The following is a 24,502-nucleotide window of genomic DNA, read 5'->3' on the forward strand; positions in this document are numbered from 1 at the left end:
CAAGAAGCAGGAACATGCGCAGCGAAATCGAGAATATTGTCGACGAAATCAAGCAGGCCATAAGCCTGCTGAGGAGGCATCTTTGACTGGGACCAGGCGGTAAGACGACTGGACTGGTTGAACAACAAGGCGGAAGATCCGTCGCTCTGGAACGATGCCGCCGAGGCGCAGAAACTGATGCGCGAGCGCCAGCAGCTCGACGACAGCATCACGGGCCTGCGCCGCTTCGAGCAGCAGCTCAGCGATAACATCGAACTCATCGAGCTCGGTGAAGAGGAAGGCGATTCGGCGATCGTCACCGATGCCGAGGGAGCGTTGCGTGAGCTGCGCAACGAGGCAGCGAAGAAACAGGTCGAGGCCATGCTTTCGGGCGAGGCGGATCGGAACGACACCTATCTCGAAGTTCATTCGGGCGCCGGCGGCACCGAGAGCCAGGACTGGGCCAACATGCTGCTCCGCATGTATTCCCGCTGGGCGGAACGCCAGGGCTACAAAGTGGAGCTCCTGGAAATCCAGGACGGCGAAGAGGCCGGCATCAAGTCGGCGACGCTGCTCGTCAAGGGCCACAACGCCTATGGCTGGCTGAAGACGGAATCGGGCGTCCATCGGCTCGTCCGCATCTCGCCCTATGACAGCAACGCGCGACGGCACACCTCGTTTTCATCCATCTGGGTGTACCCGGTCGTCGACGATTCGATCCAGATCGACATCAACGAAGGCGACTGCCGCATCGATACCTATCGTTCGTCGGGCGCCGGCGGCCAGCACGTCAACACCACCGACTCCGCAGTGCGCATCACGCACATGCCGAGCGGTATCGTCGTACAGTGCCAGCAGGAGCGCTCGCAGCACAAGAACCGCGCCAAGGCCTGGGACATGCTGCGCGCCCGGCTTTACGAAGCCGAGCTGAAGAAGCGCGAGGAAGCAGCCAATGCCGAAGCCGCCTCGAAGACCGATATCGGCTGGGGTCACCAGATCCGCTCCTACGTCCTGCAGCCCTACCAGTTGGTCAAGGACCTGAGGACAGGCGTCGAAAGCACGAGCCCCGGCGACGTGCTCGACGGCGAGCTCAACGAGTTCATGGAGGCGGCGCTCGCCCATCGCGTCAGCGGCGGCGCGGACGCGGTCGTCGAGGACCTGAACTGACCTCTTCCGAGAGATAGGTAAGATCAACGGCCGGGGCTTCCCGGCCGTTCTTTTTTGGGTTCAGTTCGTCGCGCGCTCGATCTTGATGTCGCCGACTTCGTCGATGAGCACCGTCCAGGCTTCCGGTTCGGTGGCGGATGGGTCCGTCTTCAGGTGGACGGTCGCGAACATTCCCGGCTGTCGCGTGATGCCGGTCGAGGTTTCGGGCCGAATGTCGGTGACGAAAGGCTTCATCGCTGAGAATTCCTCGAGTTCGGCGGAGGAGACCAGCTTGGGGCCGGCCGGTGTCGATGCGATCTGCTGGAGATGGATCTGTGCGGTGCCGTCCGTCTGCCGAACGGCAATCAGCTTGTAGTAGCCCCGCTGCGCGGCTGCGGTCCCTTGGGTGCCGTCGGCCGGGGCCTCCGACGGCGCTGCGCCGGCCCCGTCCTCCCAATAGCCTGTGCTCGTCACGAAAGTGACGTTCGAGGGTACGATATCCCCTTCCTGAGCCCGCAGAGCGCCGGCGGCGAAGACCAGGCAAAGCGCGATCAACAGCGTCTTGTACATTGGCGAAAATCCATAGCGAATGTCGGGTGGCCATCGCCGCTTGCAGCGTCGAACGACGACCGCGTCTGCCGCATACCATATCGGTCTGCAACGTGAGATTTCAATTGGAGAACTGCTCGGTCAGAATGCGGTCGGACCAGGAGTGGTCCGGATCGGACAGAATCCGGGCCGTCAGCTTCTCCGACTCGGCGATGCGCACCCGCACGACCGACTTGACCTCCTGGTGGTCGGCGACGGCATTCACCGGCCGCTTGTCGGCTTCGAGAATCTCGATTTCGACGGTGACGCGATTGGGAAGCAGGGCGCCGCGCCAGCGTCGTGGCCGGAAGGGACTGACGGGGGTGAGCGCGAGAAGAGGGGCCTCCAGCGGCAGGATTGGCCCATGCGCGGAGAGATTGTACGCCGTCGAGCCGGCCGGCGTCGCCAGCAGCAGACCGTCGCAGGTCAGCTCATCAAGCCGCACCTTCCCGTCGACGATGACCTTGAGCTTGGCGGCCTGGTAGGATTGCCGGAAGAGATAGACCTCATTGATTGCGAGCGCCGTGAACTCGTTGCCGTTGACGTCGACCGTGCGCATTTCCAGGGGGTGGAAGGCGTTATCGACGGCACTGGCGATGCGCTCGCGCAGGTTTTTGGTACTGTAGCGGTTCATCAGGAAACCGACCGAGCCGCGATTCATGCCGTAGACGCGCTTGCCGGTGTTCATTGTCTTGTGCAGCGTGTGCAACATGAAGCCGTCGCCGCCGAGCGCGACGATCACGTCGGCGTCCTCGGGATCGTGGTCGCCGTATATCGCCCCGAGTTCCTTCGCCGCTTTCTGCGCCTCTTCGGCCGTCGACGCAATGAAGGCGAGTGTGCTGAACTGGGTCATGCATTCAGTCCGTTTGTCGTTGCGGCGGCACGCCGTTCAATTCTGTGCTGGTTTTCTGGCACGACCCTGCGGCGAGTGCACCCGAAAATTTCAGGGTGTCCGCATTTTTGCTTTACACCGAGTCAGAATATGGTAACTCCCGTGGTCCAAGCGTGCCCTTATAGCTCAGTTGGTAGAGCGGCTGATTTGTAATCAGTAGGTCGGGAGTTCGAGTCTCTCTGGGGGCACCAAAAATCCCTTTTATTTCAGTTGCTTGTGCGGCCTCCTAATTGAGCGTTAGCTGCGCTTCGCGCCGGGCTAACGCGGCCGCTAACGATCGGCAGCGAGGTGATTTGGCTTTTTGTGGATAGTTTATGCATCTAGCTAGGGTCAAAGTTTGATACGTATGGGGTATGAACTTGGCGAACCCACCTACCAAACACCACTATATCCCTGCCTTTTATTTGCGGCGCTGGCGAGACCCTGGGGACGGCAAGGTCACTGAGTTCACTAAGCCGTACAAGGCCATTGCCGTCAAACGCGTGACGCCAGAGGGGACGGGATACGAAGAACGACTCTATGAGCTTAGAGGCTATGAGCCCTTGCTTGCACAACAAGTCGAGGAGCGCTTCTTTAAGCCGGTCGATACTTGGGCATCGAATTCGCTCGACTTGATTGAGCGCCACGGTCATCAAGCGCCTTGGACAAGCCACAGCCGACCGGCCTGGACGCGCTTTATTCTGTCGCTGCTTCTCCGCTGCCCAGAGGACATAGAGGTTTTCCGAGAATGGTGGCATGAGGACTTCAGTCGTACGGATGAGGAGTCTGAGGCCCGCTATCAGTCAGCGCGTGGGTCTGACGATCCGAAGACCTTTTCAGAATACTTAGCTGGGCAGTCGCTCGCCAAGAAAGAGCGGCACCAGTTCGAGATATTCTACTCGTTGGTGGACGACGCCAGTGTCGGCGGCAAGATCAATAATATGCATTGGCGTATACTTCAGACGCCCGCTCGCGCACCGATGCTTCTAACCTCTGACCGGCCAATTATCCGGACGGATAGCCTTGCGGGAGCAGGAGGTCACATCGCATTGCCGATCGGACCGCGCTTGCTTTTCATCGGCTCCCACGACACGAACTTCCTTAAGAGCATTCTGAAGGCCGACCAAGTGGCCCTTGTGAAAGAATGTAATCGGCAAGTCGTCGAATCAGCGGCGCGGTTCGTTTACGGCCTCGACGAAAGCCAGCGACGATTTGTCGAGAATCGTTTCGGGAAATCGCCACAGCCGAGATTAATGGAAAGCATTGTACAACGCCGTCGTGACAGTGTTTCCGAACGCCACCAGTAACGAACTGGATTGCAGACGTTCGGTTTTGCCACTAGACCAGCCGCCTGACGCTGTCGCCGCCTCCAGCCAGACGCGACGAACGGCGGCGTCCCAGTCGTCCTGAAGCGAGAAGTGGACCCGGTCGGGCAGCGCCGTGCCGACGTTCTTCCAGGGCATTACCCGCCGCCCGGCGCACCACGACGTCCTGCATTGGCTTCGGCATCCGGCGGACGAGGTCCAGAATCTCGGCGGCGTCCTCCCTGTGGTGGCGCTCGATTCGGCGGGTGGCGAAGCGGATGCGCGGCGGCGGCGTCTTCATCTTGAGCTTGTGCGCCGGCGTCCGCGCTGGGTCAGGCGGTTCCCGTGGTCGGTGGCGAAAGCTTCCCGGCGACCGAAAGCATGTGCCGGATCTCGGGCAATGTCGCTTCAATGAGCCCCTCAGTCGCGCCGTGCGACGGATCGAGGATCAGCCTCAATGCCTGCTCCGCATTCTCCGGCGTCAGCCGCAGGCCGGCGATCCATAGAGTAAGCACCACTTTGGCGGCCAGGGCCATGGTCGTGGCGAGGGCTGCGGTTTCAAGCTGGTTCGTCTCTTTCTCGCTGTGCATGCGCCGTCGGCTCCTTCTTTGGGTTGTGCGACCTTGCCGTGAGTCTTTGCGGCGCCGCAAGCGGTGTGAGGTGCGGCGCGATGGCTGAGAACTCCGACGGCTTCATGTTCATGGCAATCAAGCCACCGCCGATGCCGCCAGCGGAAAGGGCTGCAGTTCGGCTGCAGCTTGCCCTCTTCCCCGTCATTTGTGTGGGTCAATGGCGAGCACCAGGCGCTCAAAGCGCGGCGTCTTGGGATTGATCCATTTGCCGTACGTCTGGCGGCATTCTCCCGCGTAATGGGGAGGCCGGCCGACGCCTCTTGTCACCGTCGAAGGTGATGCCTCCGCTCGCGTGCATGCGCCGGATTCTACGACGCACCTGGCTGTCGTTTCTCTGTGAAACTATCACATTGTATTTTACCGTTATAATTAATGTATACGAAGATAATACATTTTTCTTGACTCAAGGCTCTTCGGCTGCGACATTGTGCAGACCAAGCCAACTGTAGCGGTGTCAGAGGAGGTCCCCGTGAAGAGCGGCAAGAACGGTCTCTACGAAGATTTGAAGCGGCAAATCCTGACGATGGAGCTCGACCCCGACGAGGATCTCGACGAGGTGGCCCTGAGCGAGCGGTATGGCGTGTCGCGGACGCCGGTGCGCGAAATCATCCGCCGTCTTGAGGGCGAGGGTTACGTCGAGATTCGGGAAAACCGCGGCGCGCGGGTCGCGCCCATGAACCATTCGACTCTCAGGAACTTCTTCCTGGTCGCGCCGATGGTCTATGCGGCGATCGGTCGGCTCTCCGTCCAGAACTTCAAGCCCAGGCAGCTTGCGCAACTGAAGGATACGCAGGAGCGGTTTCGCACCGCGGCCGATACCGGGGACGCCCCTGCGATGGTGCTGGAGAACAACCGGTTCCACGAGATCATGGGTGAGATGTCGGGCAACGTCTACCTGCAGCCGAGCCTCAGCCGCCTGCTGATCGACCACGCGCGCATCGGTCACACCTTCTTTCGCCCGCGCAACGAAGACATGGAAAAGCGGCTGCGCACCGCCGTCGAGCATCACGACGCGTTCATTGCGGCGATTGCTGCGCATGACGAGGACGCGGTCGTCGATCTCGTTTTCGAGCACTGGGAACTCTCGCGAGAGAACATGGAGATGTTCATAGCGCCGCAAGGCCTGAAGGCGGACGCCCTGGTCGATATCCCGGCCACACAGTTGATGGAGAAACTGTCTTGAAGTTCGAAGGTATCTACACGCCTGCGGTGACCCCGTACACCGATGGCATAATCGACAAGAAGGGGTTCGCGGAGGTTCTCGAATCTCTGATCGAGGCCAAGGTCCACGGCATCATCGTCGGCGGATCCACCGGGGAATACTACGCCCAGTCGGCGCAGGAACGCTTCGAGCTGGCCGCCCACGCCAAGGAGGTCATCGGCACACGGTTGCCGCTGATCGTCGGTACCGGCGCGACGCGCACCGAAGATGCGGTCGAGTACGCCAAGGCGGCAAAGGAGATCGGCGCCGACGCGATCCTGGTGTCGTCGCCGCCCTATGCGCTGCCGACCGAGCGTGAGAACGCTGTCCATGCGCTGACCGTCGACCGCGCTGCCAACCTGCCGATCATGCTCTACAACTATCCGGCCCGCATGGGCGTGATGATGGGCGACGAGTATTTCTCCCGTGTCGGCAAGTCCAGGAATGTCGTGGCGATCAAGGAAAGCTCCGGCGACATGGGCAATCTGCACCTGCTCGCCCGGAAGTTTCCGCACATCTCGCTCTCCTGCGGCTGGGACGACCAGGCGCTCGAATTCTTCGCGTGGGGCGCGAAAAGCTGGGTCTGTGCCGGCTCCAATTTCCTGCCGCGCGAACACGTCGCGCTCTATGAAGCCTGCGTCATCGAGAAGAACTTCGACAAGGGCCGCGCCATCATGACGGCGATGCTGCCGCTGATGGATTTCCTCGAATGCGGCAAATTCGTCCAGTCGATCAAGTTCGGCTGCGAGCTGAACGGACTGAACGTCGGCGAAGTGCGCGCACCGCTGCGGCCCTTGAATTCTGAAGAAAAGCGAACCCTGCAGACCGTCGTCACCACCCTGAAGCGGTCCGTCGCCCACATCACATCGGGAGCCAACTATGCATGATCTTCTGACCGTAGCGGAATATGCGGCGATCGCGAAGTCGATGTCCTATCCGTCGAACGCCTTTGTCGACGGCGCCTTCCGCCCTGCGCAATCCGGAAAGACCTTCAAGACGACCAATCCGGCGACCGGGGACGTTCTGACAGAAATCGCCGCCTGCGATTCTTCCGATGTCGACTTTGCCGTCGCCAAGGCCAAGCAGGCGTTTGAAGACGGCCGCTGGCATCTTCGCTCTCCCGGCGAGCGCAAGGAAGTCCTGCTCAAGTTCGCCAGGCTGCTCGAGCGCAACCGCCACGAACTCGCCGTGCTCGAAAGCCTCGACAGCGGCAAGCCGATCCGCGAGGTCCAGACGATCGATGTGCCCGATACGATCCACACGATCCGCTGGCACGCCGAGCTGATCGACAAGATCTATGACAACACAGCGCCTGTCGGGTCGAACGCCCTGACGCTGGTCGTGCGCGAACCGATCGGCGTCGTCGGCCTGGTGCTGCCCTGGAACTTCCCGCTGCTGATGCTCGCCTGGAAGATTGGCCCGGCGCTCGCGGCGGGCTGCTCCGTCGTCGTCAAGCCGGCGCAGGAGACGACGCTGACGGCGCTCAGGGTGGCGGAACTCGCCCATGAAGCCGGCATTCCGGCCGGCGTCTTCAACGTCGTCACCGGCAGCGGCAAGGATGTCGGCGAGCCGCTCGGCATGCACATGGACGTTTCGATGGTCAGCTTCACCGGCTCGACCGCCACCGGCCGGCGCTTCCTGCGCTACGCCGCGGATTCGAACCTGAAGCGCGTCGTGCTCGAATGCGGCGGCAAGAACCCGGCCGTCGTCATGAACGACGTCGAAGATCTCGACCTCGTCGCCGAGCAGGTGGTCAATGGCGCCTTCTGGAACATGGGCGAGAACTGCTCAGCGACCTCGCGCCTGATTGTCCACGCCGACGTCAAGGACGAGCTTCTGAAGCGCATCGGCGCCTACATGCGGGAATGGCGGATGGGCGACCCGCTCAACCCGGAAAACCGTATCGGATCGCTGGTCAGCAAGGCCCATTTCGAGAAGGTGAAATCCTTCCTGGACGATATTGAGACCGAAAAGCTCTCGCTGCTCTTTGGCGGAGACACCCGGGAAGGCGGCAACTTTGTCGAGCCGACCGTCGTCGACGGCGTTGGTCGCGACAGCCGCCTCTTCCAGGAGGAGATCTTTGGTCCGGTGCTGTCGGTCACGACGTTCAACAGCCTGTCGGAGGCGATCACGCTCGCCAATGACACGGTCTACGGCCTGACGGCGTCGGTCTACACCGGCAGTCTCCGCAACGCGATCAAGCTGTCGCGCGAGATCCGCGCCGGCGTCGTCACCGTCAACTGCTTCGGCGAGGGCGACGCGACGACGCCGTTCGGCGGCTACAAGGAATCCGGTTTCGGCGGGCGCGACAAGTCCATCTGGGCGCACGACCAGTACACCGAGCTGAAGACGATCTGGATCGACGTCTCGGAGCGCTCCGTCGACGAGACAGTGCGATGAACCATCACACCATCAAGCGACTGCCCGTCGATACCGGAAGATCCGGCTGGGAGGCGATCAGCACCCGCCGGTTCCCCCTGCAGACGCTTGAGAGCGACGTTCGCGCCGATTGGCTTATCATCGGCGCGGGCTTCGCGGGGCTTTCGACCGCACGGAGGTTGTCGCAACTGAGACCCGGCGACAAGATCGTCATGCTCGATGCAACTGAAGTTGCCAAGAGCACGGCCGGCCGCAACTCCGGTTATATGATCGATGTGCCGCATAACCTCGCGTCCGGCGAATATTCGGTCGCCGACGAGAAGGCGACGGCGCTGGAAATGGAGCAGAACCGTCTGGCCATCGCATTCGCCGCGGAGGCTGCCGCCGAATACGGGATGTCGAAGGAGACCTTCGATCCGTCCGGCAAGATCAACGCCGCGGCAAGCGAGCGAGGCCTGAAATTCAACAGGAATTATGGCGCTTCGCTTCAGCGGATCGGCGAGAAGCACGAACTGCTCGACCTAAAGCACATGCGCGACATCACCGGCTCCGACTATTACCTTGGCGGCCTCTACACGCCGGGCGCGGTGTTGATCCAGCCGGCAGACTATATCCGTGGCCTGGCACATGGTCTCGGACCCAAGATCGAACTCTACGAGCATTCGCCTGTGCTTGAGCTGACGCGGCAGGGAAAGGATTGGAAGGCGAAATCCACCCGCGCCAGCGTGATGGCACCCAGGGTGATCCTGGCCGTAAATGGCCATGTCGAGAGCTTCGGGTATTTCCGCCGTCGACTGATGCACATCTTCACTTACGCGTCGATGACGGCTGCCTTCTCGCCGAAGGAGTTCGGCAGCCGGGCGACCGGAGCCGACCGTTGGGCCTTGCTTCCGGCGGATCCGATGGGCGCGACGGTCAGGAAGATCAGCAGCGGCAGCCACGCGCGCATCGTGATCAGGACGCGCTTCACCTACGACCCGAGCCTCAAGGTCTCCACGAAGCGCATCGCCGGCATTGCGGCCGAGCAGAGGCGATCCTTTGACGCCCGTTTTCCCGGACTCGAACGCGTGCCGCTCGAGTTCAGCTGGGCCGGCGCACTTTGTCTCAGCAGGAATCATGTTCCCGCCTTCGGCGAAGTGGAGGAGGGGCTCTATTCCGCCTGCTGCGAGAACGGCCTCGGAACAGTCAAGAGCACGCTCGCAGGGATGATGGTCGCGGAACTCGCCACCAACACAGAGAGCAGGCCTCTCGCGAAATACAAGGATCAGCCGATCCCGAGCAAGTTGCCGCCGGAGCCCTTTGCCTGGCTCGGCATCAACTCGGTCATCCGCTGGCAGGAATTGCGAGCTGGTCGGGAGGGCTAAGCCGTCGACCACGCAATGACGAAGACTGAATGGGCAGTCTTCGAAGAACAACGGGAACAAGAACAGGAGAGAACAGTGAAGACACTTTGGAAAGCACTCTGCGCGGCTGCGATGGTCGGTCTGACCATGATGCCGGCTCGCGCCGAAGAGAAGACCATCGAGATGGGAACCATGGCGTGGGAGGATCTGACGCCGATCGCAGGCATCACCAAGAAGGTGCTGGAAGACGCCGGTTATACCGTGAAGGTAACCGAGTTTTCCGAGTGGGGCATCGCCTATGCGGCGCTCAGCAAGGGCGATATCCAGATCCTGGCTTCACAGACTGATTATGTCGCCCAGGACTACTGGGACAAGAACAAGAACCGCCTGGAGAAGATCTCGCCGGTATCGCATGGTCTCTACCAGGGCATCGCGGTTCCCAAATACGTCAATATCGACACCGTCGACCAGCTCAACGAAAGTGCCGACAAGTTCGGCGGTAAGATCATCGGGATCGAGCCGGGCGCCGGCCTGATGCGCGACACCACGAACGCAGTCAAGGAATACGGCCTCAAGCTCCAGCTCGTGGAAGGCAGCACCGCGGCTATGACCGCTGCGCTGAAATCGGCGATCGACCGGCAGGAGTGGGTCGCCGTCACCCTTTGGGAGCCGTCATGGATGACGCAGAAGTATGACGTGAAATTCCTCAAGGATCCGAAGGGCGTCTTCCCACCGCCGCAGAGCTATTATTGGATCGGCCACAAAGGCTTCTCCGAAGAGAACCCGCAGGCCCGCGAGATCCTGGCAAGCGTCTATGTTCCGCTGGCGGACATCACCGCGATCAACGGCGCTGTCAGCGATGGCAAGAAGATGGACGAGGCGGTCAAGGACTGGACGGATAGCCATGCCGACCTCCTGAAGCGCTGGGAAAACATCAAGAAATACTGAGTTCCAACAGCATTCGGCCGCAGGGAGTTTCGACCCAGCGGCCGGTGCGCGGCCAGCACAAGATTGGCTCCAAGGGGAATGAGAAAATGGCGAACATCGATGCAAATGAAGTGCTGATCGACTGCCAATCCGTCTGGAAGATCTTTGGCGAAAAGGCACCTGCTGCGATGAAGGCAGTTGCCGAGCGCGGTCTTTCCAAGAAGCAGATCCTGCAGGAGTATAATTGCGTTGTCGGCGTTTCAGACGCCAGTCTGCAGGTTCGTCGCGGCGAAATCTTCTGCATCATGGGCTTGTCGGGCAGCGGCAAGTCTACCCTGATCAGGCTTTTGAACAGGCTGATCACGCCAAGCCTCGGCAAGGTACTTGTAAAGGGCAAGGACCTGTCCGCGCTCGACGCGGCCGAACTCCGACAAATGCGAGCCCAGCACATTGGCATGGTCTTCCAGAGCGTGGCGCTGCTTCCGCACCGCACGGTGCTGGAAAATGCGGCCTTCGGTCTCGAGGTTCAGGGTATTGCGAAAGCGGAGCGGAACCGGACCGCGGCAGCGGCGCTCGAGAAAGTCGGCCTCGGCGACTGGCTTAGCCGCTTTCCCTCGGAACTGTCCGGTGGCATGCAGCAGCGCGTCGGATTGGCGCGCGCCATCGCATCCGACCCCGAAATCATCCTCATGGACGAGCCGTTCAGCGCGCTCGACCCGCTCATTCGCAGGCAACTGCAGGACGAGTTCCGACAGCTTACGAAAGAGCTCGGCAAGTCGGCGGTATTCATCACCCACGATCTCGATGAGGCCATCCGCATCGGCGACCGGATCGCGATCATGAAGGATGGCGTCATCATCCAGGTTGGCACGGCAGAGGAGATCGTCCTCAACCCGGCCGACCAGTATGTCGCCGACTTCGTGGCCGGTATTTCCCGTCTCCATCTAATCAAGGCCCATTCGGTCATGGTCCCGGTCGTCGACTATCAGCGCCAGCACCCGAACAGCGATATCGGCTCGCTCGTCAAAACGACGCCGGAGGCCGACATCGACGCGTTGATCGGGTTGACCATGCAATCGGATCGCGACGCGATCGCGGTTGCCGACAACGGTACCGTCGTCGGCGTCGTGACGGCGCGGAGCTTGCTCGCCGGCGTCAAGGGAACGCCGTCGCACGAGCAGGCCGCGGCGGCCTAGAGGAGGCTCGACATGGAAAGTTCGGCTTTCGCGGACACGTTCGACGCGTGGACGGACTCGGCCCTGGAATGGCTGAGCGACAACGGTGAATTCCTCTTCGACCTCGTGAGAACGATGCTTGAAGGGTTCTACGAGGGCATTCTGTGGCTGCTCGAGCTTCCGCCGTTCTTTGTGGTGGTAGCTGTACTGGCCGTTGCCGGATGGCGGCTGGTCAATGCGTGGTTTGGCGCGCTGGCCGGAATAGCCCTCGTCATTTGCGCGCTCATGGGCCTGTGGCCGGAAACCATGAGCACCTTGGCGCTGGTCATCACCGCGACCTCGCTTGCGCTCTTCGTTGGATTGCCGATCGGCGTGATCGCCGGCTTCCTGCCGGCGCTCGATCGATTGCTGGAGCCCGCCCTCGATCTCATCCAGACCCTGCCGCCTTACATCTATCTTCTGCCGGCGATTGCCCTTCTGGGTTACGGGCCGGCGACCGCGCTCATCGCCACCTTTGTCGTCGCCATGCCTCCGGCCATCCGTCTTACCTCTCTCGGCATCCGCATGACGCCACATGAGTTCATCGAACTGGGCCACGCAATCGGCATCACGAAATGGCAGATGTTCTTCAAGATCCGTCTGCCCTTTGCCATGCCGAGCATCATGGCGGGTATCAACCAGAGCCTGATGATGGCCTTCGGTATGGTGGTCATCGCCGGCATCGTCGGTTCAGGTGGTCTTGGCGAGACGATCTACGGAGCGATCCGGACACTCGATATCGCCAAATCGATCGATGCCGCCATCGCGATCGTTGTGCTGACCATGGTGCTTGATCGCATCACGCAGAGCGCGGCCCGCTTCGCCAAGGGAGGAACACCATGAATCTGGAATCGTTTCAGTTCTCGCCGGGCATATACCTGGCGCCGACTGTCGACTGGCTCAATGCCAACTTCCATCCGTTGTTCGCCTTCATCAGCAGCGTGGTCGAGACGGTGCTTTCGGGGATCGAGGCGGCGCTCCTTGCGCTGCCAGCCTATGCGCTGATCGCCATCGTGGTGCTTCTCGCTCTCGTCCTCGTGAATATACGGGTGAGCATCCTCGCGGGATTAGCCCTCGGCTTTTGCCTTCTCGTGGGACTCTGGGCCGCTTCGATGCAGACAATTGCCCTCGTCACGGTGGCCGTGGCGATTTCCGTCCTGATCGCCTTTCCGCTTGGTATCCTGGCCTCCCGCGTCAAGAGCGTCGAGGCGGCGATCCGCCCGGTTCTCGACATCATGCAGACCGTGCCGCCATGGGTGTATCTCATCCCCGCGGTGATGATCTTCAGCCTGGGCCGGGTGCCCGCGATCATCGCAACGATCGTCTACGGCATACCGCCGATGCTGCGGCTGACCACGCTCGCCTTCAACCAGGTTCCGAAGGACATGCTCGAACTCGGCCAGGCGATCGGCGCCTCGCCCCGTTCCATCCTCTTCAAGATCGAAATCCCCGCGGCAAAACCGACCCTACTCGTCGGCCTCAATCAATGCATCCTGCTGTCGCTCGCCATGGTCGTTCTGGCTGGACTGGTCGGGGCAGGCGGGCTCGGCGCCGAGGTGACGCGGGGATTGACGCGGATGGAGATGGGTCTCGGTCTGCGTGCCGGCCTCGCCATCGTCGCGGTCGCGCTTCTTCTCGACCGGCTTTCGCGTGGCGCGCTTCAACGGGACCGAACGCGGGCAGCGGGCTGATTGGAGCGGATCATGCGGCACAGTTTTTTCTGTATCGACTCGCACACCTGCGGCAATCCGGTCCGCGTCGTCGCCGGGGGCGGCCCTTTGCTCCCGCACCTGCCGATTTTCGAGCGCCGCGAGATTTTCGTCCGCGATCATGACTGGATCCGCCGGGCGCTGATGTTCGAACCGCGCGGCCATGACGTGATGTCCGGCGCCATCATCTACCCGGCCTTCAGGGACGACTGCGACTTCGCTGCGCTGTTCATCGAAGTCAGCGGCTGCTTGCCGATGTGCGGCGCAGGCACAATCGGGCTCTCGACGGTCGTGCTCGAGGAGGGGCTTGTCACACCCAAAACGCCCGGCACCTTGTCGATCGAGACACCGGCCGGACGAGTAGACGTCAAGTACGAAATGGACGGCGATTTCGTCAGAAGCGTCCGGCTGTTCAATGTCGCGAGTTACCTGCACGAAGCGGACGTCGAGGTCGACGTTCCAGGCGTCGGGTCGCTCGTGGTGGATATCTCCTATGGTGGCAATTTTTACGCGGTCGTCGAGCCGCAGCGGAATTGGCCAGGACTTGACGGCATGGCGGCATCCGAGATTGTCAGTATCAGCCAAAAGCTGAGGACGGCGCTCGCCGAAGTCTGCGATCCCGTTCACCCCGAGGATGCGAGAATTCGCGGTGTCCACCATGCCATTTGGTGCGATCGCCCGAGTAACGAGAATGCCGACGGCCGCGGTGCGGTCTTCTATGGTGACAAGGCGATCGACCGTTCGCCTGGCGGAACAGGAACGTCTGCCCGCATGGCGCAGCTATACGGGAAGGGCCGGCTGAAGATCGGCGAGGCCTACCGGAGCGAAAGCCTGATCGGCACGATTTTCGAAGGACGGGCCGAAGCGTCCGCCAAGGTCGGGACCCAAGACGGTATCATGCCGAGTATCGGCGCATGGGCGCGGATCACCGGGCACAATACCATCTTCGTCGACGACCGCGATCCTTTGGCACACGGATTCCAGATCAGGTGAACACCGTGGCTCGCACCGCGCGGCCGCCTGCCTACACGCAGGTCCCGATCGAGCGCATTAGAGGAGCTGGAGCGAAATGGGACAGTCCGTTCAATCGTCGTCGTCAGGGACCGTTCCGCCGCCGCGTCGGCTGAAAATCGGCTTCATCCTCGCGCGATCGTTTACGCTGTCGGCCTTCGCGCTGTTCGTCGACACCCTTCGGCTGGCGAGCGACCAGCTCGACCGATCCGGTCGGGTCCTGGCGGATTGGCAGGTCCTTGGCAGTACGCGACACTTGATCACCTCGAGCTGCGGTGTCCAGGTCGCTCCCACGTCCGACTTCGTCGACCCCTGCCAGTTCGACTATATTGCCGTCGTCGGCGGCCTTCTTGCCGTCGCGCAACCGGTCGACCATGAAACCATCCGCTTTCTCAAACATGCCGCTGCTAAAAAGGTCCCCTTGATCGGACTGTGCACCGGTTCCTTCATTCTCGCCGAAGCCGGCCTGATGAAAGAGCACGGGACCTGTGTGAGCTGGCTTCACTACCACGAGTTCCGCGAGCGTTTCCCGGACCATGAAGTCCGACCGGACCGGCTGTTCAATCTCGACCGCAAGCGCGGTTCGTGTGCCGGGGGAAGCAGCGCCGCCGATCTGGCCGCGGCCCTGGTCAGGCGGCACATCAGCCGCGATGCCGAGCGCAATGCGCTTGAAGTATTGCAGATCGAAAAGGCCCGCACCCAGTTCGACATCCAGACGCGCCAGCCGCTCTGCGAGTACTTCAACGACTCCCGTGTCGCGGCCGCGCTGATAACCATGGAGCAGCATCTCGAAGGTGGGATCACCATTGATCAGCTCGCTGCCTCGGTCGGGTTGTCAAGGCGCCAGCTCGAGCGGCTGTTCACCGAAAAGACGAGGATGTCTCCTGCTTTGGCTTTCCGCCGCCTCCGATTGGACCGGGCGAGGCAGATACTGCTGACGAGCAAGAAACCCATCATCGAAGTCGCGCTCGACGTCGGGTTTGTGAACTCCTCGCATTTCACCAAGGAGTTTCGCCGGACCTATGGGCGAACGCCCGCAGAAATCCGCGATGCCGCGGCTCGCGATCGGGAAGTGCCCGGCGAGAGCGGTCTTCCGCGGTGAGTTCCATGGCTTGATGGACGGCCACGCCCGTCATCGGACATGAAGGGCCCGTAGGCTCTCTCAAATATCGAATGACTGTGCCGGTCTCGGGTCCACCTCGCGGCAACGTTCCATGGCTTTGATCAGATTTTCGGCGAGATAGTCGATCAACGCGCGCGTCGCCGGCAGCATGCCGTGGCGCGACGGAAAGACGAGATGGACCATGACGTTGCCGGACGTCCATTCAGGCAGGACCGGAACGAGTACGCCGGTACGGAAGGCGCGTTCGCAGATATGATCGGGCAAGAGGGCTATTCCCATGCCTTCGATCGCAGCGCGTTCGAGGATGACGAACTCGCTGCAGCCGATCACCGGCCGATGGGCGATTTCGATCGATCCGCCGTCGGTATGGAAGAGGCGCCAAACGTCATTCGGATGTTGCTCGTTCATGGAGAGCGTCGGCATCTCGGGGAGGTTCGAGGTGGTGACCTCTCCGACGCGGGCAAGAAGTGTCGGGCTAGCTGCGAGCCGCTGCCGCACCTCGCCGAACTTGCGCACGATCAGTTGATTGTCGGTGTCGAGTTGGTCGCGCGCCCGCAATGCCACGTCGAATCGTTCTTCGATCAGATCGAGGCGACGATTGGTGGCAGTGATCAGCAGGCGGACGCCCGGGTACCGGCGATGAAATCCAGGAAGAATGTCCGCCAGCATCGGCGCGAAGCCCAGCGGGCAGCCGAGCCGCACCAACCCCGTTGGCTCGCCGCGCACGGCGGCGACCTCGGCTTCGGCCGCCGCGACGCCGTCCAGCAGCCCTTGGGCGTGCTCATAGAATACGCGGCCGATTTCCGTTACCCGCAGCTTGCGTGTCGAACGTTCGAGAAGGCGGACGCCCAATTGATCCTCGAGCCGCGCCACATGCTTGCTGAGTTTGGACTTCGGAATGTTCAGGTCGCGTGCGGCGGCGCTGAAGCCGTTGTTCTTCACGACGGCGGCGAAGAGAGCGATATCGTTCAGGTCCTGCATGCTAGCCTCTATAAGAAGGGGTGAAGCGCCGGGCGCGCAGGCGCCCCCATTCCGCCCCATGGCTGGTGATTTTTGCCTGTCGTGCCCAGATCTGTGCGCAAATTGTTTCCCTCAGGAAACAGAATGTCAATTATTCGCCGACTTATCTCGCGATTGTTTTCAAATCATATGTTGTGCACCGCAACTGAAAACAAAGGTGCCTCCCATGAACGTCCTCCATATCGACTCCGGCATTCTCGGAGAACATTCGGTATCCCGTCGCCTGACGGCTGCGATCGTCGCGCAGATCAAGGCCGACCAGTCCGATGTGAAAGTCACCTATCGCGACCTCGTCTCCGAGCGCCTGCAGCATCTGACCGGTGCACAGATCATGGCGCCCGCAGACCTCAATGAAGTCGATCCGGCGCTCGCCTCCGATATTCGGACCGGCCGCCAGATGCTCGACGAATTCCTTGCCGCCGACACGATCGTTGTCGGTGCGCCGATGTACAACTTCTCGATCCCGAGCCAGCTGAAAGCGTGGATCGATCGCCTGGCGGTCGCCGGCAAGACTTTCCGCTACACCGAAGCCGGCCCGGAAGGCCTCGCCAAGGGCAAGAAGGTCATCGTCGCCTCGACGCGCGGCGGGCACTACTCCGCCGGCCCGGCCTCGGCCATGGACCACCAGGAGAGCTATCTCAGGACCGTCTTCGGCTTCTTCGGAATCACCGACGTCGAATTCGTCCGGGCCGAAGGGCTGAACCTCGGCGCAGACCAGAAGCAGTTCGCCATTGCCGAGGCTGAGAAGACGATCGCTGAAGGCAACGTCCTGCGGCTTGCGAGCTAATATCGGCTTGGCCGGCGGCGGAGCGGGATGAGGAAAAGCGTTCGCGGTTTTCCGCAGACGTCTCGCTCCGATAAAGTACCGGCCTGTTGCGGAAGAATGCCGGCTGCGCGAGCGGCCGGCATTCTTCGTTTCTGATCAGGCTCAACTTGCGCTATTCTGGCCCTATGAAGAGCCTGATCGCTTTGCAGGTTTTGACCTTGTCGCTGGCGGCTGCCGCCATGGTCGCCGAAAGCGTCGACGCGTCGCCGCCGGACCGGCGCTGCACCTGTCGCAATCGTGACGGGACGAAATATGAGCTCGGCCAGATCGCATGCATCCGCGTCGGCGGCATCTCCTACATGGCGCGTTGCGAGATGGACCTCAACGTTACGACCTGGAAGAAGGTGCGTGATGGATGCCCCACGGCTCGCATGACCTTGAGCGGCCTTCCAACGCTTTGACCCGCATGAGCCGGACCGCGTCAACCCTTGAGGTGCTGCCGCGCCGCGTACATGGCAATTGCCGCAGCATTGGAAACGTTGAGCGACTTGATGGCGCCCGGCATATCGAGTCGTGCCAGCGCCGTGACGGTCTGCCGCGTCTTCTGCCGTAGCCCCTTGCCCTCCGATCCCAGAACGAGCGCGATCTTCCGGGCGGAGAAGGTGTCCTCCAGCGGTTGCGACCCCTCCGAATCAAGGCCGATCGTCTGGAAGCCGAGTCGATGGAGTTCCTCGATGGTGTCGGCGAGATTGGTTATCTGAATATAGGGGATGAGTTCCAGCGCGCCGGAGGCCGACTTGGCCAACACGCCCGATTCCGTCGGGCTGTGGCGCATGGTGGTAATCAGTGCGCCGGCCTCGAACGCGACCGCCGAGCGCATGATGGCGCCGACATTGTGCGGATCGGTCACCTGGTCGAGCAGCAGGATCAACGGGCAATCGCTGAGCGCCTCGAGCTTGCGATGCGGCAGCGGCCGTGTCTCCAGCATGACGCCCTGGTGGATCGCATCCGGTCCGAGGACCCGGTCGAGATCCTGCGGCGTGACGATCTCGACCGGGAAGGGAAGCGCGGCAAGGTCGCCAAGTTCCAGCCGCGCGGCCGCGTTCTGCGTCACGCTGAGGCGGATGACCGTGCGGTCCGGATTGTCGAGGGCGGCGCGAACCGTATGCAGGCCATAGAGAAGCACCTGCTCGGGCGCGAGCGCTGGCGCCTTCCAGTCGGCCTTCACCTTCCGGCGCTTGTCCGGGCGAGGTGTCGGAATTTCGCCGCGCTCGCGTCGCGCATCGCGATGCGCCCGCCGGAGAGTGGCGTAGTGGCTGTCCTTGGCGCTCTTGTCGCCGGTCTTGTCCTTGCTCATGCGCACCTTATAGTGAGGTTCGTCCGGTCTTGGAAATGGTTTCGGAAACCGCATCCGTCCGCGCCTGTGGAGAATTTCTGCAATTTTCCGTTTCGCTCTGTTGACAGGAGGAATGCGGGCGGTCATATACCCGGCGCAGATCGCGAGGCGGCACGAAACGGCGCCGGTTCTTCCACGATCTCAAAAGCTTGGTCGATTGATCCCGACAGAATAATGGAGGGATGCCCGAGTGGTTAAAGGGGACGGACTGTAAATCCGTTGGCTCAGCCTACGTTGGTTCAAATCCAACTCCCTCCACCATTCTGCTTCAGGATCGAAGGCCCGCGGGTATAGCTCAATGGTAGAGCAGCAGCCTTCCAAGCTGAATACGCGGGTTCGATTCCCGCTACCCGCTCCAGCCGCTTTTCCGCGCCATCAACAGTGACTAACGTGCGACTTTAGAAAAGCCTCGCATAGAGCTGATTGCTTTGTCTTTTCCATTTCGTGAAGTCTATCCGGGCTCGCGCTGCGTGTCTTCTTTCTGATCATTAAAAGAGGCCGGGACCTTGCCGTCCGGGCGGACGCAATTAAGTCTTGCGCAAATGCCGCGAAACCCTTAAACGGCTGCACAAACCGGCCCCGCCGGCTGATCCATCGTATTTGACCACAGGAAGCGTACCCATGGCAAAGAGCAAATTCGAGCGCAACAAGCCGCACGTCAACATCGGCACGATTGGCCACGTTGACCATGGCAAGACGTCGCTGACTGCAGCGATCACGAAGTACTTCGGCGAATTCAAGGCGTATGACCAGATCGACGCTGCGCCGGAAGAGAAGGCGCGTGGCATCACCATTTCGACGGCGCACGTCGAGTACGAGACGCCGGCCCGCCACTATGCGCACGTCGACTGCCCCGGCCACGCCGACTACGTCAAGAACATGATCACCGGTGCGGCGCAGATGGACGGCGCGATCCTGGTTGTTTCGGCTGCCGACGGCCCGATGCCGCAGACCCGCGAGCACATCCTGCTCGCCCGCCAGGTCGGCGTTCCGGCGATTGTGGTGTTCCTGAACAAGGTCGACCAGGTTGACGACGCCGAGCTTCTCGAGCTCGTCGAGCTGGAAGTGCGCGAGCTTCTGTCGTCCTACGAATTCCCGGGCGACGACATTCCGATCATCAAGGGTTCGGCGCTTGCCGCTCTCGAAGATTCGGACAAGAAGATCGGCGAAGACGCGATCCGCGAGCTGATGGCTGCGGTTGACGCCTACATCCCGACGCCGGAGCGTCCGATCGACCTGCCGTTCCTGATGCCGATCGAAGACGTGTTCTCGATCTCGGGCCGCGGCACGGTCGTGACCGGCCGCGTCGAGCGCGGCATCGTCAAGGTGGGTGAGGAAATCGAGATCGTCGGCATCCGCGCGACGACGAAGACGACCTGCACGGGCGTTGAAATGTTCCGCAAGCTGCTCGACCAGGGCCAGGCCGGCGACAACATCGGCGCGCTTCTGCGCGGTGTCGACCGCAACGGCGTCGAGCGCGGGCAGGTTCTGTGCAAGCCGGGTTCGGTCAAGCCGCACCGGAAGTTCAAGGCCGAGGCCTACATCCTGACGAAGGAAGAGGGTGGCCGGCATACGCCGTTCTTCACCAACTACCGTCCGCAGTTCTACTTCCGCACGACCGACGTGACGGGCATCGTGACGCTGCCGGAAGGCACGGAAATGGTGATGCCGGGCGACAACGTGACGGTCGACGTCGAACTGATCGTGCCGATCGCCATGGAAGAGAAGCTGCGCTTCGCTATCCGTGAGGGCGGCCGCACCGTCGGCGCCGGCATCGTCGCCTCGATCGTCGAGTAACGATCGCAAGGCGATGCCGTAAGCTGCCGACGGCAGCAAAGAAGGTGCAAATGGCGCGCAAGCGCGATTTGCATGCGGCGCCGGCATCGTCGCCTCGATCGTCGAGTAATTCCGGCTTCTGCCGGTTTTCGAAGCCCCGCGGGTAAAACCGCGGGGCTTTTCGATTCCACGGCTTCGTCGCGGCCGAATCTTGAATGTGTCGCGCCGGAATGGCAGGCTCCTGCCTCGACAGAGGAGTGGAGGAGCAGATCGTGAAGCAGCGGATACTCTTTACCGGCGGCGCCGGCAAGGCCGGGCGGCATGCCGTACCTTATCTCGTCGAGGCGGGATACGAAGTGCACAATGTCGACCTCGTTCCCCTCGACAGCCCCGGCGTCACCAACCTGATTGCCGACATCACCGACAGCGGGCAGATGTTCAACGCACTGTCGATGCACCGGGATTTTCCGGATATGGATCAGGGCAGGGGGCCGCAATCCTTCGACGCTGTGGTGCACTTTGCCGCCATTCCGCGCATCCTGATCAAGCCGGACAACGAAACCTTTCGCGTCAACGTCATGGGCACCTATAACGTCATCGAGGCGGCGGTGAAGCTCGGCATTCGCAAGATCATCGTCGCGTCGAGTGAAACGACCTACGGTGTCTGCTTCGCCGAGGGTCATCGCGACTTCCACAGCTTCCCGCTGGAGGAGGATTATGACGTCAACCCGATGGACTCCTACGGCCTTTCCAAGGTGGTGAACGAAAAGACGGCACGCGCCTTTGCGGAACGCTCCGGCTTCGACATTTACGCACTGCGCATCGGCAATGTGATCGAGCCGCACGAATACGAGCGCTTTCCGCACTATTTCGCTCACCCGGAAGTGCGCAAGCGGATTGCCTGGAGCTACATCGATGCGCGGGATCTGGGCCAGATCGTCAAGCTCTGCATCGAGAAAGACGGCCTCGGTTATGCGGTCTTCAATGCCTGCAACGATACGGTGTCGGCCAACACGCCGACGCGCGAACTCGCCACGCGCTTCTACCCGAATGTGCCTTTCACCAGGGAGATAGGCGAGTTCGAAGGGCTGCTCTCGAACCGGAAGATCCGAGAGGTCCTGGGCTTCAAGGAGGAGCACGATTGGCGGAAGTATGTGCCGCTTGACACCTAAGGCGCGTCGCGTTCAATCGTATTCATGCGACGCGCCTTAGGTATTTGTTTTGGTGCATGTCGATGTCCCAAAACCGCTGCACACTTTCGGGCGGCATGCACTAGCCGCAGGGCCGCCTCGCTTCGAACAAGTCATCCGAAAATTTCTTGGCACTTTTTGTGCTTTTGTTGCAAATGCGCTTGAAAGCATCCGGCAAACTGAATAAGAAGCCGCAGACTTGAGGCGCATCCGGCAGCGGATGCGTGTCGCAGTCTAGGGGTATAGCTCAGTTGGTAGAGCGGCGGTCTCCAAAACCGCAGGTCGGGGGTTCGAGCCCCTCTGCCCCTGCCAGTTTCCCCGTTCTTGCACTGTCGCTTGAAGTCGGCCAGAATGTGCGGGGCAGGCGGCGCGGCCGTCTTTATATATTCACAAAAAAGACCGATCGGCTCTTGTGGTTTTTGGAATCGGTCTTTATGTAGGGTCCAAACAGACACGCGGTGCGTGGGGCTGAAAGATCGGCTTTACGCGCCGTAATGGCGTGAGCATTTTATGGCATCCAAAACGAATCCGTTCACGTTTCTGCAGCAGGTACGCTCTGAAACGTCAAAAGTGACTTGGCCTTCGCGGCGCGAGACGACGATCTCGACGCTGATGGTCTTCGTCATGGTCTCTTTTGCCGCCGCCTTCTTCTTTGGTGCGGACCAGTTGATGGGTTGGCTTATGAGCCTGATCCTCAACGTTGGCGCTTGATTTGGGTGGAGAGTAGCATGGCTGCGCGCTGGTATATCGTTCACGCCTATTCGAATTTCGAGAAGAAGGTCGCCGAATCGATCGAGGAGAAGGCGAGGCAGAAGGGTCTCTCGCATCTGTTCGAGAAGATTCTCGTTCCGACCGAGAAGGTCGTCGAGGTTCGTCGCGGCCGCAAGGTCGATTCCGAGCGGAAGTTCTTCCCGGGCTATGTTCTCGTGCGGGCTAACTTGACGGATGAGGCTTACCATCTGATCAAGAACACGCCGAAGGTGACTGGCTTTCTCGGCACCGACAGCAAGCCGGTGCCGATTCCGGATCACGAGGCGGATCGGATTCTCGGTCAGGTTCAGGACGGCGTCGAGCGGCCGAAGCCTTCGGTCTCCTTCGAGATCGGCGAGCAGGTCCGCGTGTCGGATGGCCCCTTCGCGTCCTTCAACGGCATCGTGCAGGATGTCGATGAAGAGCGTTCGCGCCTGAAGGTCGAGGTGTCGATCTTCGGCCGCGCAACACCGGTCGAGCTGGAATACGGCCAGGTCGAAAAGGTCTGAAAGAACGTAAGTTTACTGGAATGGGCAGGCTGACGTGTCGGCCTGCTCCGGCGGAGTGATCCGCATGCGCGTGGGAGGGAACCGGTCTTAGCCGGGCCGGTCTATCCGCACCACGCAACCGCAGCCGCCGGTCAATAGACCGGCAAGGAGCCGGGCAACCGGCTGAACAGTTCCCGCTTCGGCTTGGCCGGGCGGGGCATAGAGAGGCAGAGAGAAATGGCTAAGAAAGTTGCAGGCCAGCTCAAGCTGCAGGTGAAGGCCGGCTCGGCGAATCCGTCGCCGCCGATCGGTCCTGCGCTTGGTCAGCGTGGCATTAACATCATGGAATTCTGCAAGGCGTTCAATGCCGCCACGCAGGAAATGGAAAAGGGTATGCCGATCCCGGTCGTCATCACCTATTACCAGGACAAGTCCTTCACCTTCATCATGAAGCAGCCGCCGGTCAGCTACTTCCTGAAGCGCGAGGCGAAGATCCAGTCGGGTTCGAAGACCCCGGGCAAGGCGAAGGCCGGCTCGATCTCGAAGGCCCAGATCCGCACGATTGCAGAGGCCAAGATGAAGGACCTCAACGCGGCCGATATCGAAGGCGCAATGGCAATGGTCGAGGGCTCCGCCCGCTCCATGGGCCTGGAAGTGACGGGCTAAGACCATGGCGAAGATTGCAAAGCGTGTACAGAAGTCCCGCGAGGGCGTTGATCCGGTGAAGCTCTACGGCCTCACCGAAGCCGTGACGCTCGTCAAGGAGCGTGCGACCGCCAAGTTCGACGAGACGATCGAAGTGGCGATGAATCTCGGCGTCGATCCCCGCCATGCCGACCAGATGGTCCGCGGCGTCGTCAACCTGCCGAACGGCACCGGCCGCTCGGTTCGTGTTGCCGTTTTCGCCCGTGGCGCCAAGGCCGATGAAGCCAAGGCTGCCGGCGCCGACGTCGTCGGTGCGGAAGAGCTGGTCGAAATCGTCCAGGGCGGCAAGATCGACTTCGATCGCTGCATCGCGACCCCGGACATGATGCCGCTCGTCGGCCGTCTCGGTAAGGTTCTCGGCCCGCGCGGCATGATGCCGAACCCGAAGGTCGGCACCGTCACGATGGACGTCACCGCGGCCGTCAAGGCTTCGAAGGGCGGCGCCGTCGAGTTCCGCGTCGAGAAGGCAGGCATCGTTCATGCCGGCATCGGCAAGGCATCTTTCGATGCCAAGGCGCTCGAAGAGAACATTCGCGCCTTCGCGGACGCGGTGATCAAGGCCAAGCCGACCGGCGCCAAGGGGAACTACGTCAAGCGCGTGGCTATCTCCTCGACGATGGGGCCGGGCCTCAAGATCGATCCGGCGACCCTGAGCGCCGCCTGAGAATTCCGGGCCTCGGCCCGAAACCGAATTTCCGGCCTTTCGGGGCCGGAAATATCCGGACCTCGGTCCGGAACTCCTGTCCGAGATTGCGGGTGGTTCTACCTTAATCACCATTGCCCGCATGAGACGGGTAAGATCTGGATTTCGCTGACGCCGCAGGCGTCGAAAATTCGGTTCGAACCTCGCTTGCCTTGTGTCAGACCCGGCTATTCGGGAACGCCAAGGGACAGGATCCTTAAGCGTTGCTTGGGATCGAGCATGATCCCGGTGACAAAGGCAAACCCGGCAGGGCTGCGATGAGCAACCCTGTCAACTGGAGA

General features: G+C 61.4%; 26 protein-coding genes and 4 tRNA genes. 24 read left to right on the plus strand and 6 right to left on the minus strand.

All coding sequences use genetic code 11. The features are described from left to right. Window positions 1-14: 14 nt before the first annotated feature. Window positions 15-1,146, plus strand: a protein-coding gene (gene prfB / locus RHIBR816_RS0125595) for a peptide chain release factor 2 (RefSeq protein ID WP_157628231.1) whose coding sequence is annotated in 2 segments (ribosomal slippage) — window positions 15-83 and window positions 85-1,146 — 1,131 coding nt in all. Because the reading frame shifts where the segments join, the coding sequence is not laid out codon by codon here. Window positions 1,147-1,206: 60 nt separating this feature from the next. Here prfB and RHIBR816_RS0125600 read toward each other — a convergent pair. Both RHIBR816_RS0125600 and RHIBR816_RS0125605 read right to left on the minus strand, forming a co-directional pair. After that, window positions 1,207-1,695: a hypothetical protein gene (locus tag RHIBR816_RS0125600; RefSeq protein WP_018239455.1), complete on the minus strand. Its 489-nt coding sequence runs from the start codon at window positions 1,693-1,695 to the stop codon at window positions 1,207-1,209. A 100-nt stretch (window positions 1,696-1,795) separates the two neighbouring features. Further along, on the minus strand, window positions 1,796-2,566 hold the full coding sequence (locus RHIBR816_RS0125605; RefSeq protein ID WP_018239456.1) for an NAD kinase: 771 nt from the start codon (window positions 2,564-2,566) through the stop codon (window positions 1,796-1,798). A 154-nt stretch (window positions 2,567-2,720) separates the two neighbouring features. Here RHIBR816_RS0125605 and RHIBR816_RS0125610 point away from each other — a divergent pair. Both RHIBR816_RS0125610 and RHIBR816_RS0125615 read left to right on the plus strand, forming a co-directional pair. Then, a tRNA-Thr gene (locus tag RHIBR816_RS0125610) sits at window positions 2,721-2,796 on the plus strand. A 162-nt stretch (window positions 2,797-2,958) separates the two neighbouring features. After that, window positions 2,959-3,891: a DUF4238 domain-containing protein gene (locus RHIBR816_RS0125615; protein ID WP_018239457.1), complete on the plus strand. Its 933-nt coding sequence runs from the start codon at window positions 2,959-2,961 to the stop codon at window positions 3,889-3,891. A gap of 31 nt (window positions 3,892-3,922) precedes the next feature. On the opposite strand, the gene RHIBR816_RS0125620 is transcribed toward RHIBR816_RS0125615, so the two are convergent. Then, the gene (locus RHIBR816_RS0125620; RefSeq protein WP_018239458.1) at window positions 3,923-4,189 is read right to left on the minus strand and encodes a hypothetical protein; all 267 of its coding nucleotides are present in this window, start codon (window positions 4,187-4,189) and stop codon (window positions 3,923-3,925) included. A 31-nt stretch (window positions 4,190-4,220) separates the two neighbouring features. After that, window positions 4,221-4,478, minus strand: coding sequence for a hypothetical protein (locus RHIBR816_RS0125625; RefSeq protein WP_018239459.1), 258 nt, complete (start codon window positions 4,476-4,478; stop codon window positions 4,221-4,223). A 511-nt stretch (window positions 4,479-4,989) separates the two neighbouring features. Here RHIBR816_RS0125625 and RHIBR816_RS0125630 point away from each other — a divergent pair. From RHIBR816_RS0125630 to RHIBR816_RS0125675, 10 genes are all read left to right on the plus strand, one after another. After that, complete coding sequence (locus tag RHIBR816_RS0125630) at window positions 4,990-5,703, plus strand: GntR family transcriptional regulator (protein ID WP_018239460.1); 714 nt, start codon at window positions 4,990-4,992, stop codon at window positions 5,701-5,703. Then, window positions 5,700-6,608 carry a dihydrodipicolinate synthase family protein gene (locus RHIBR816_RS0125635; protein WP_018239461.1) on the plus strand — a complete coding sequence of 303 codons (909 nt, stop codon included), beginning with the start codon at window positions 5,700-5,702 and terminating at the stop codon, window positions 6,606-6,608. The genes RHIBR816_RS0125630 and RHIBR816_RS0125635 overlap by 4 nt, the downstream gene beginning before the upstream one ends. Then, the gene (locus RHIBR816_RS0125640) at window positions 6,601-8,121 is read left to right on the plus strand and encodes an aldehyde dehydrogenase (RefSeq protein WP_018239462.1); all 1,521 of its coding nucleotides are present in this window, start codon (window positions 6,601-6,603) and stop codon (window positions 8,119-8,121) included. Before RHIBR816_RS0125635 ends, RHIBR816_RS0125640 begins: the two co-directional genes overlap by 8 nt. Next, window positions 8,118-9,464 (plus strand): FAD-binding oxidoreductase, encoded by a 1,347-nt coding sequence (locus RHIBR816_RS0125645; RefSeq protein WP_018239463.1) that lies wholly within the window; start codon window positions 8,118-8,120, stop codon window positions 9,462-9,464. The genes RHIBR816_RS0125640 and RHIBR816_RS0125645 overlap by 4 nt, the downstream gene beginning before the upstream one ends. Window positions 9,465-9,539: 75 nt before the next feature. Beyond that, entirely contained in the window at window positions 9,540-10,391 is an 852-nt protein-coding gene (locus tag RHIBR816_RS0125650) for a glycine betaine ABC transporter substrate-binding protein (protein ID WP_026187423.1), read from the plus strand. Window positions 10,392-10,477: 86 nt separating this feature from the next. Continuing rightward, complete coding sequence (locus RHIBR816_RS0125655) at window positions 10,478-11,566, plus strand: glycine betaine/L-proline ABC transporter ATP-binding protein (protein WP_018239465.1); 1,089 nt, start codon at window positions 10,478-10,480, stop codon at window positions 11,564-11,566. A gap of 12 nt (window positions 11,567-11,578) precedes the next feature. Further along, a complete protein-coding gene (locus RHIBR816_RS0125660) occupies window positions 11,579-12,427 on the plus strand; it encodes a proline/glycine betaine ABC transporter permease (protein ID WP_018239466.1) in 849 nt (282 codons plus the stop codon). After that, a complete protein-coding gene (locus RHIBR816_RS0125665) occupies window positions 12,424-13,275 on the plus strand; it encodes a proline/glycine betaine ABC transporter permease (RefSeq protein WP_018239467.1) in 852 nt (283 codons plus the stop codon). Before RHIBR816_RS0125660 ends, RHIBR816_RS0125665 begins: the two co-directional genes overlap by 4 nt. Window positions 13,276-13,287: 12 nt before the next feature. Beyond that, window positions 13,288-14,286, plus strand: coding sequence for a 4-hydroxyproline epimerase (locus RHIBR816_RS0125670; protein WP_018239468.1), 999 nt, complete (start codon window positions 13,288-13,290; stop codon window positions 14,284-14,286). A 76-nt stretch (window positions 14,287-14,362) separates the two neighbouring features. Further along, window positions 14,363-15,406, plus strand: a complete 1,044-nt coding sequence (locus tag RHIBR816_RS0125675; RefSeq protein ID WP_018239469.1) for a GlxA family transcriptional regulator — start codon at window positions 14,363-14,365, stop codon at window positions 15,404-15,406. Between the two features lie 60 nt (window positions 15,407-15,466). Here the strand turns inward: RHIBR816_RS0125675 and RHIBR816_RS0125680 are convergent, their stop codons facing one another. Then, window positions 15,467-16,408 carry a LysR family transcriptional regulator gene (locus RHIBR816_RS0125680; RefSeq protein ID WP_018239470.1) on the minus strand — a complete coding sequence of 314 codons (942 nt, stop codon included), beginning with the start codon at window positions 16,406-16,408 and terminating at the stop codon, window positions 15,467-15,469. Window positions 16,409-16,613: 205 nt separating this feature from the next. Between RHIBR816_RS0125680 and RHIBR816_RS0125685 the strand changes: the two genes are divergently transcribed. Together RHIBR816_RS0125685 and RHIBR816_RS0125690 are read left to right on the plus strand one after the other, a co-directional pair. Then, window positions 16,614-17,234, plus strand: a complete 621-nt coding sequence (locus tag RHIBR816_RS0125685; protein WP_018239471.1) for an FMN-dependent NADH-azoreductase — start codon at window positions 16,614-16,616, stop codon at window positions 17,232-17,234. A gap of 164 nt (window positions 17,235-17,398) precedes the next feature. After that, window positions 17,399-17,674 carry a hypothetical protein gene (locus RHIBR816_RS0125690; protein WP_026187425.1) on the plus strand — a complete coding sequence of 92 codons (276 nt, stop codon included), beginning with the start codon at window positions 17,399-17,401 and terminating at the stop codon, window positions 17,672-17,674. Between the two features lie 20 nt (window positions 17,675-17,694). Here RHIBR816_RS0125690 and rlmB read toward each other — a convergent pair whose 3' ends face one another. Next, window positions 17,695-18,570, minus strand: a complete 876-nt coding sequence (gene rlmB / locus RHIBR816_RS0125695; protein ID WP_018239473.1) for a 23S rRNA (guanosine(2251)-2'-O)-methyltransferase RlmB — start codon at window positions 18,568-18,570, stop codon at window positions 17,695-17,697. A gap of 215 nt (window positions 18,571-18,785) precedes the next feature. Between rlmB and RHIBR816_RS0125700 the strand changes: the two genes are divergently transcribed. From RHIBR816_RS0125700 to rplA, 9 genes are all read left to right on the plus strand, one after another. Continuing rightward, window positions 18,786-18,870: transfer RNA gene (locus tag RHIBR816_RS0125700), tRNA-Tyr, on the plus strand. Window positions 18,871-18,893: 23 nt separating this feature from the next. Continuing rightward, window positions 18,894-18,967: transfer RNA gene (locus tag RHIBR816_RS0125705), tRNA-Gly, on the plus strand. 263 nt (window positions 18,968-19,230) lie between these two features. Continuing rightward, entirely contained in the window at window positions 19,231-20,406 is a 1,176-nt protein-coding gene (tuf, locus tag RHIBR816_RS0125710) for an elongation factor Tu (RefSeq protein WP_018239474.1), read from the plus strand. 251 nt (window positions 20,407-20,657) lie between these two features. Beyond that, window positions 20,658-21,557, plus strand: a complete 900-nt coding sequence (locus tag RHIBR816_RS0125715; RefSeq protein WP_026187426.1) for an NAD(P)-dependent oxidoreductase — start codon at window positions 20,658-20,660, stop codon at window positions 21,555-21,557. 254 nt (window positions 21,558-21,811) lie between these two features. Beyond that, a tRNA-Trp gene (locus RHIBR816_RS0125720) sits at window positions 21,812-21,887 on the plus strand. A gap of 198 nt (window positions 21,888-22,085) precedes the next feature. Then, the gene (gene secE, locus RHIBR816_RS0125725; protein WP_012707741.1) at window positions 22,086-22,286 is read left to right on the plus strand and encodes a preprotein translocase subunit SecE; all 201 of its coding nucleotides are present in this window, start codon (window positions 22,086-22,088) and stop codon (window positions 22,284-22,286) included. Window positions 22,287-22,303: 17 nt separating this feature from the next. After that, complete coding sequence (gene nusG / locus RHIBR816_RS0125730) at window positions 22,304-22,834, plus strand: transcription termination/antitermination protein NusG (RefSeq protein WP_018239477.1); 531 nt, start codon at window positions 22,304-22,306, stop codon at window positions 22,832-22,834. A gap of 216 nt (window positions 22,835-23,050) precedes the next feature. Beyond that, window positions 23,051-23,479: a 50S ribosomal protein L11 gene (gene rplK, locus RHIBR816_RS0125735; RefSeq protein ID WP_012707743.1), complete on the plus strand. Its 429-nt coding sequence runs from the start codon at window positions 23,051-23,053 to the stop codon at window positions 23,477-23,479. A gap of 4 nt (window positions 23,480-23,483) precedes the next feature. Next, complete coding sequence (gene rplA / locus RHIBR816_RS0125740) at window positions 23,484-24,182, plus strand: 50S ribosomal protein L1 (protein ID WP_018239478.1); 699 nt, start codon at window positions 23,484-23,486, stop codon at window positions 24,180-24,182. The last annotated feature ends 320 nt before the right edge of the window (window positions 24,183-24,502 follow it).

The sequence above is a fragment of the Ensifer sp. BR816 genome (assembly GCF_000378985.1).
Lineage (GTDB): Bacteria > Pseudomonadota > Alphaproteobacteria > Rhizobiales > Rhizobiaceae > Sinorhizobium.

Excerpts from the sequence above, each read along its gene's own strand:
- RHIBR816_RS0125600 (WP_018239455.1), bottom strand. The coding sequence starts at position 1,695 with ATGTACAAGACGCTGTTGATCGCGCTTTGCCTGGTCTTCGCCGCCGGC.
- RHIBR816_RS0125605 (WP_018239456.1), bottom strand. The coding sequence starts at position 2,566 with ATGACCCAGTTCAGCACACTCGCCTTCATTGCGTCGACGGCCGAAGAG.
- RHIBR816_RS0125615 (WP_018239457.1), top strand. The coding sequence starts at position 2,959 with ATGAACTTGGCGAACCCACCTACCAAACACCACTATATCCCTGCCTTT.
- RHIBR816_RS0125620 (WP_018239458.1), bottom strand. The coding sequence starts at position 4,189 with ATGAAGACGCCGCCGCCGCGCATCCGCTTCGCCACCCGCCGAATCGAG.
- RHIBR816_RS0125625 (WP_018239459.1), bottom strand. The coding sequence starts at position 4,478 with ATGCACAGCGAGAAAGAGACGAACCAGCTTGAAACCGCAGCCCTCGCC.
- RHIBR816_RS0125640 (WP_018239462.1), top strand. The coding sequence starts at position 6,601 with ATGCATGATCTTCTGACCGTAGCGGAATATGCGGCGATCGCGAAGTCG.
- RHIBR816_RS0125645 (WP_018239463.1), top strand. The coding sequence starts at position 8,118 with ATGAACCATCACACCATCAAGCGACTGCCCGTCGATACCGGAAGATCC.
- RHIBR816_RS0125655 (WP_018239465.1), top strand. The coding sequence starts at position 10,478 with ATGGCGAACATCGATGCAAATGAAGTGCTGATCGACTGCCAATCCGTC.
- RHIBR816_RS0125660 (WP_018239466.1), top strand. The coding sequence starts at position 11,579 with ATGGAAAGTTCGGCTTTCGCGGACACGTTCGACGCGTGGACGGACTCG.
- RHIBR816_RS0125665 (WP_018239467.1), top strand. The coding sequence starts at position 12,424 with ATGAATCTGGAATCGTTTCAGTTCTCGCCGGGCATATACCTGGCGCCG.
- RHIBR816_RS0125670 (WP_018239468.1), top strand. The coding sequence starts at position 13,288 with ATGCGGCACAGTTTTTTCTGTATCGACTCGCACACCTGCGGCAATCCG.
- RHIBR816_RS0125675 (WP_018239469.1), top strand. The coding sequence starts at position 14,363 with ATGGGACAGTCCGTTCAATCGTCGTCGTCAGGGACCGTTCCGCCGCCG.
- RHIBR816_RS0125680 (WP_018239470.1), bottom strand. The coding sequence starts at position 16,408 with ATGCAGGACCTGAACGATATCGCTCTCTTCGCCGCCGTCGTGAAGAAC.
- RHIBR816_RS0125685 (WP_018239471.1), top strand. The coding sequence starts at position 16,614 with ATGAACGTCCTCCATATCGACTCCGGCATTCTCGGAGAACATTCGGTA.
- RHIBR816_RS0125690 (WP_026187425.1), top strand. The coding sequence starts at position 17,399 with ATGAAGAGCCTGATCGCTTTGCAGGTTTTGACCTTGTCGCTGGCGGCT.
- rlmB (WP_018239473.1), bottom strand. The coding sequence starts at position 18,570 with ATGAGCAAGGACAAGACCGGCGACAAGAGCGCCAAGGACAGCCACTAC.
- tuf (WP_018239474.1), top strand. The coding sequence starts at position 19,231 with ATGGCAAAGAGCAAATTCGAGCGCAACAAGCCGCACGTCAACATCGGC.
- secE (WP_012707741.1), top strand. The coding sequence starts at position 22,086 with ATGGCATCCAAAACGAATCCGTTCACGTTTCTGCAGCAGGTACGCTCT.
- nusG (WP_018239477.1), top strand. The coding sequence starts at position 22,304 with ATGGCTGCGCGCTGGTATATCGTTCACGCCTATTCGAATTTCGAGAAG.
- rplK (WP_012707743.1), top strand. The coding sequence starts at position 23,051 with ATGGCTAAGAAAGTTGCAGGCCAGCTCAAGCTGCAGGTGAAGGCCGGC.
- rplA (WP_018239478.1), top strand. The coding sequence starts at position 23,484 with ATGGCGAAGATTGCAAAGCGTGTACAGAAGTCCCGCGAGGGCGTTGAT.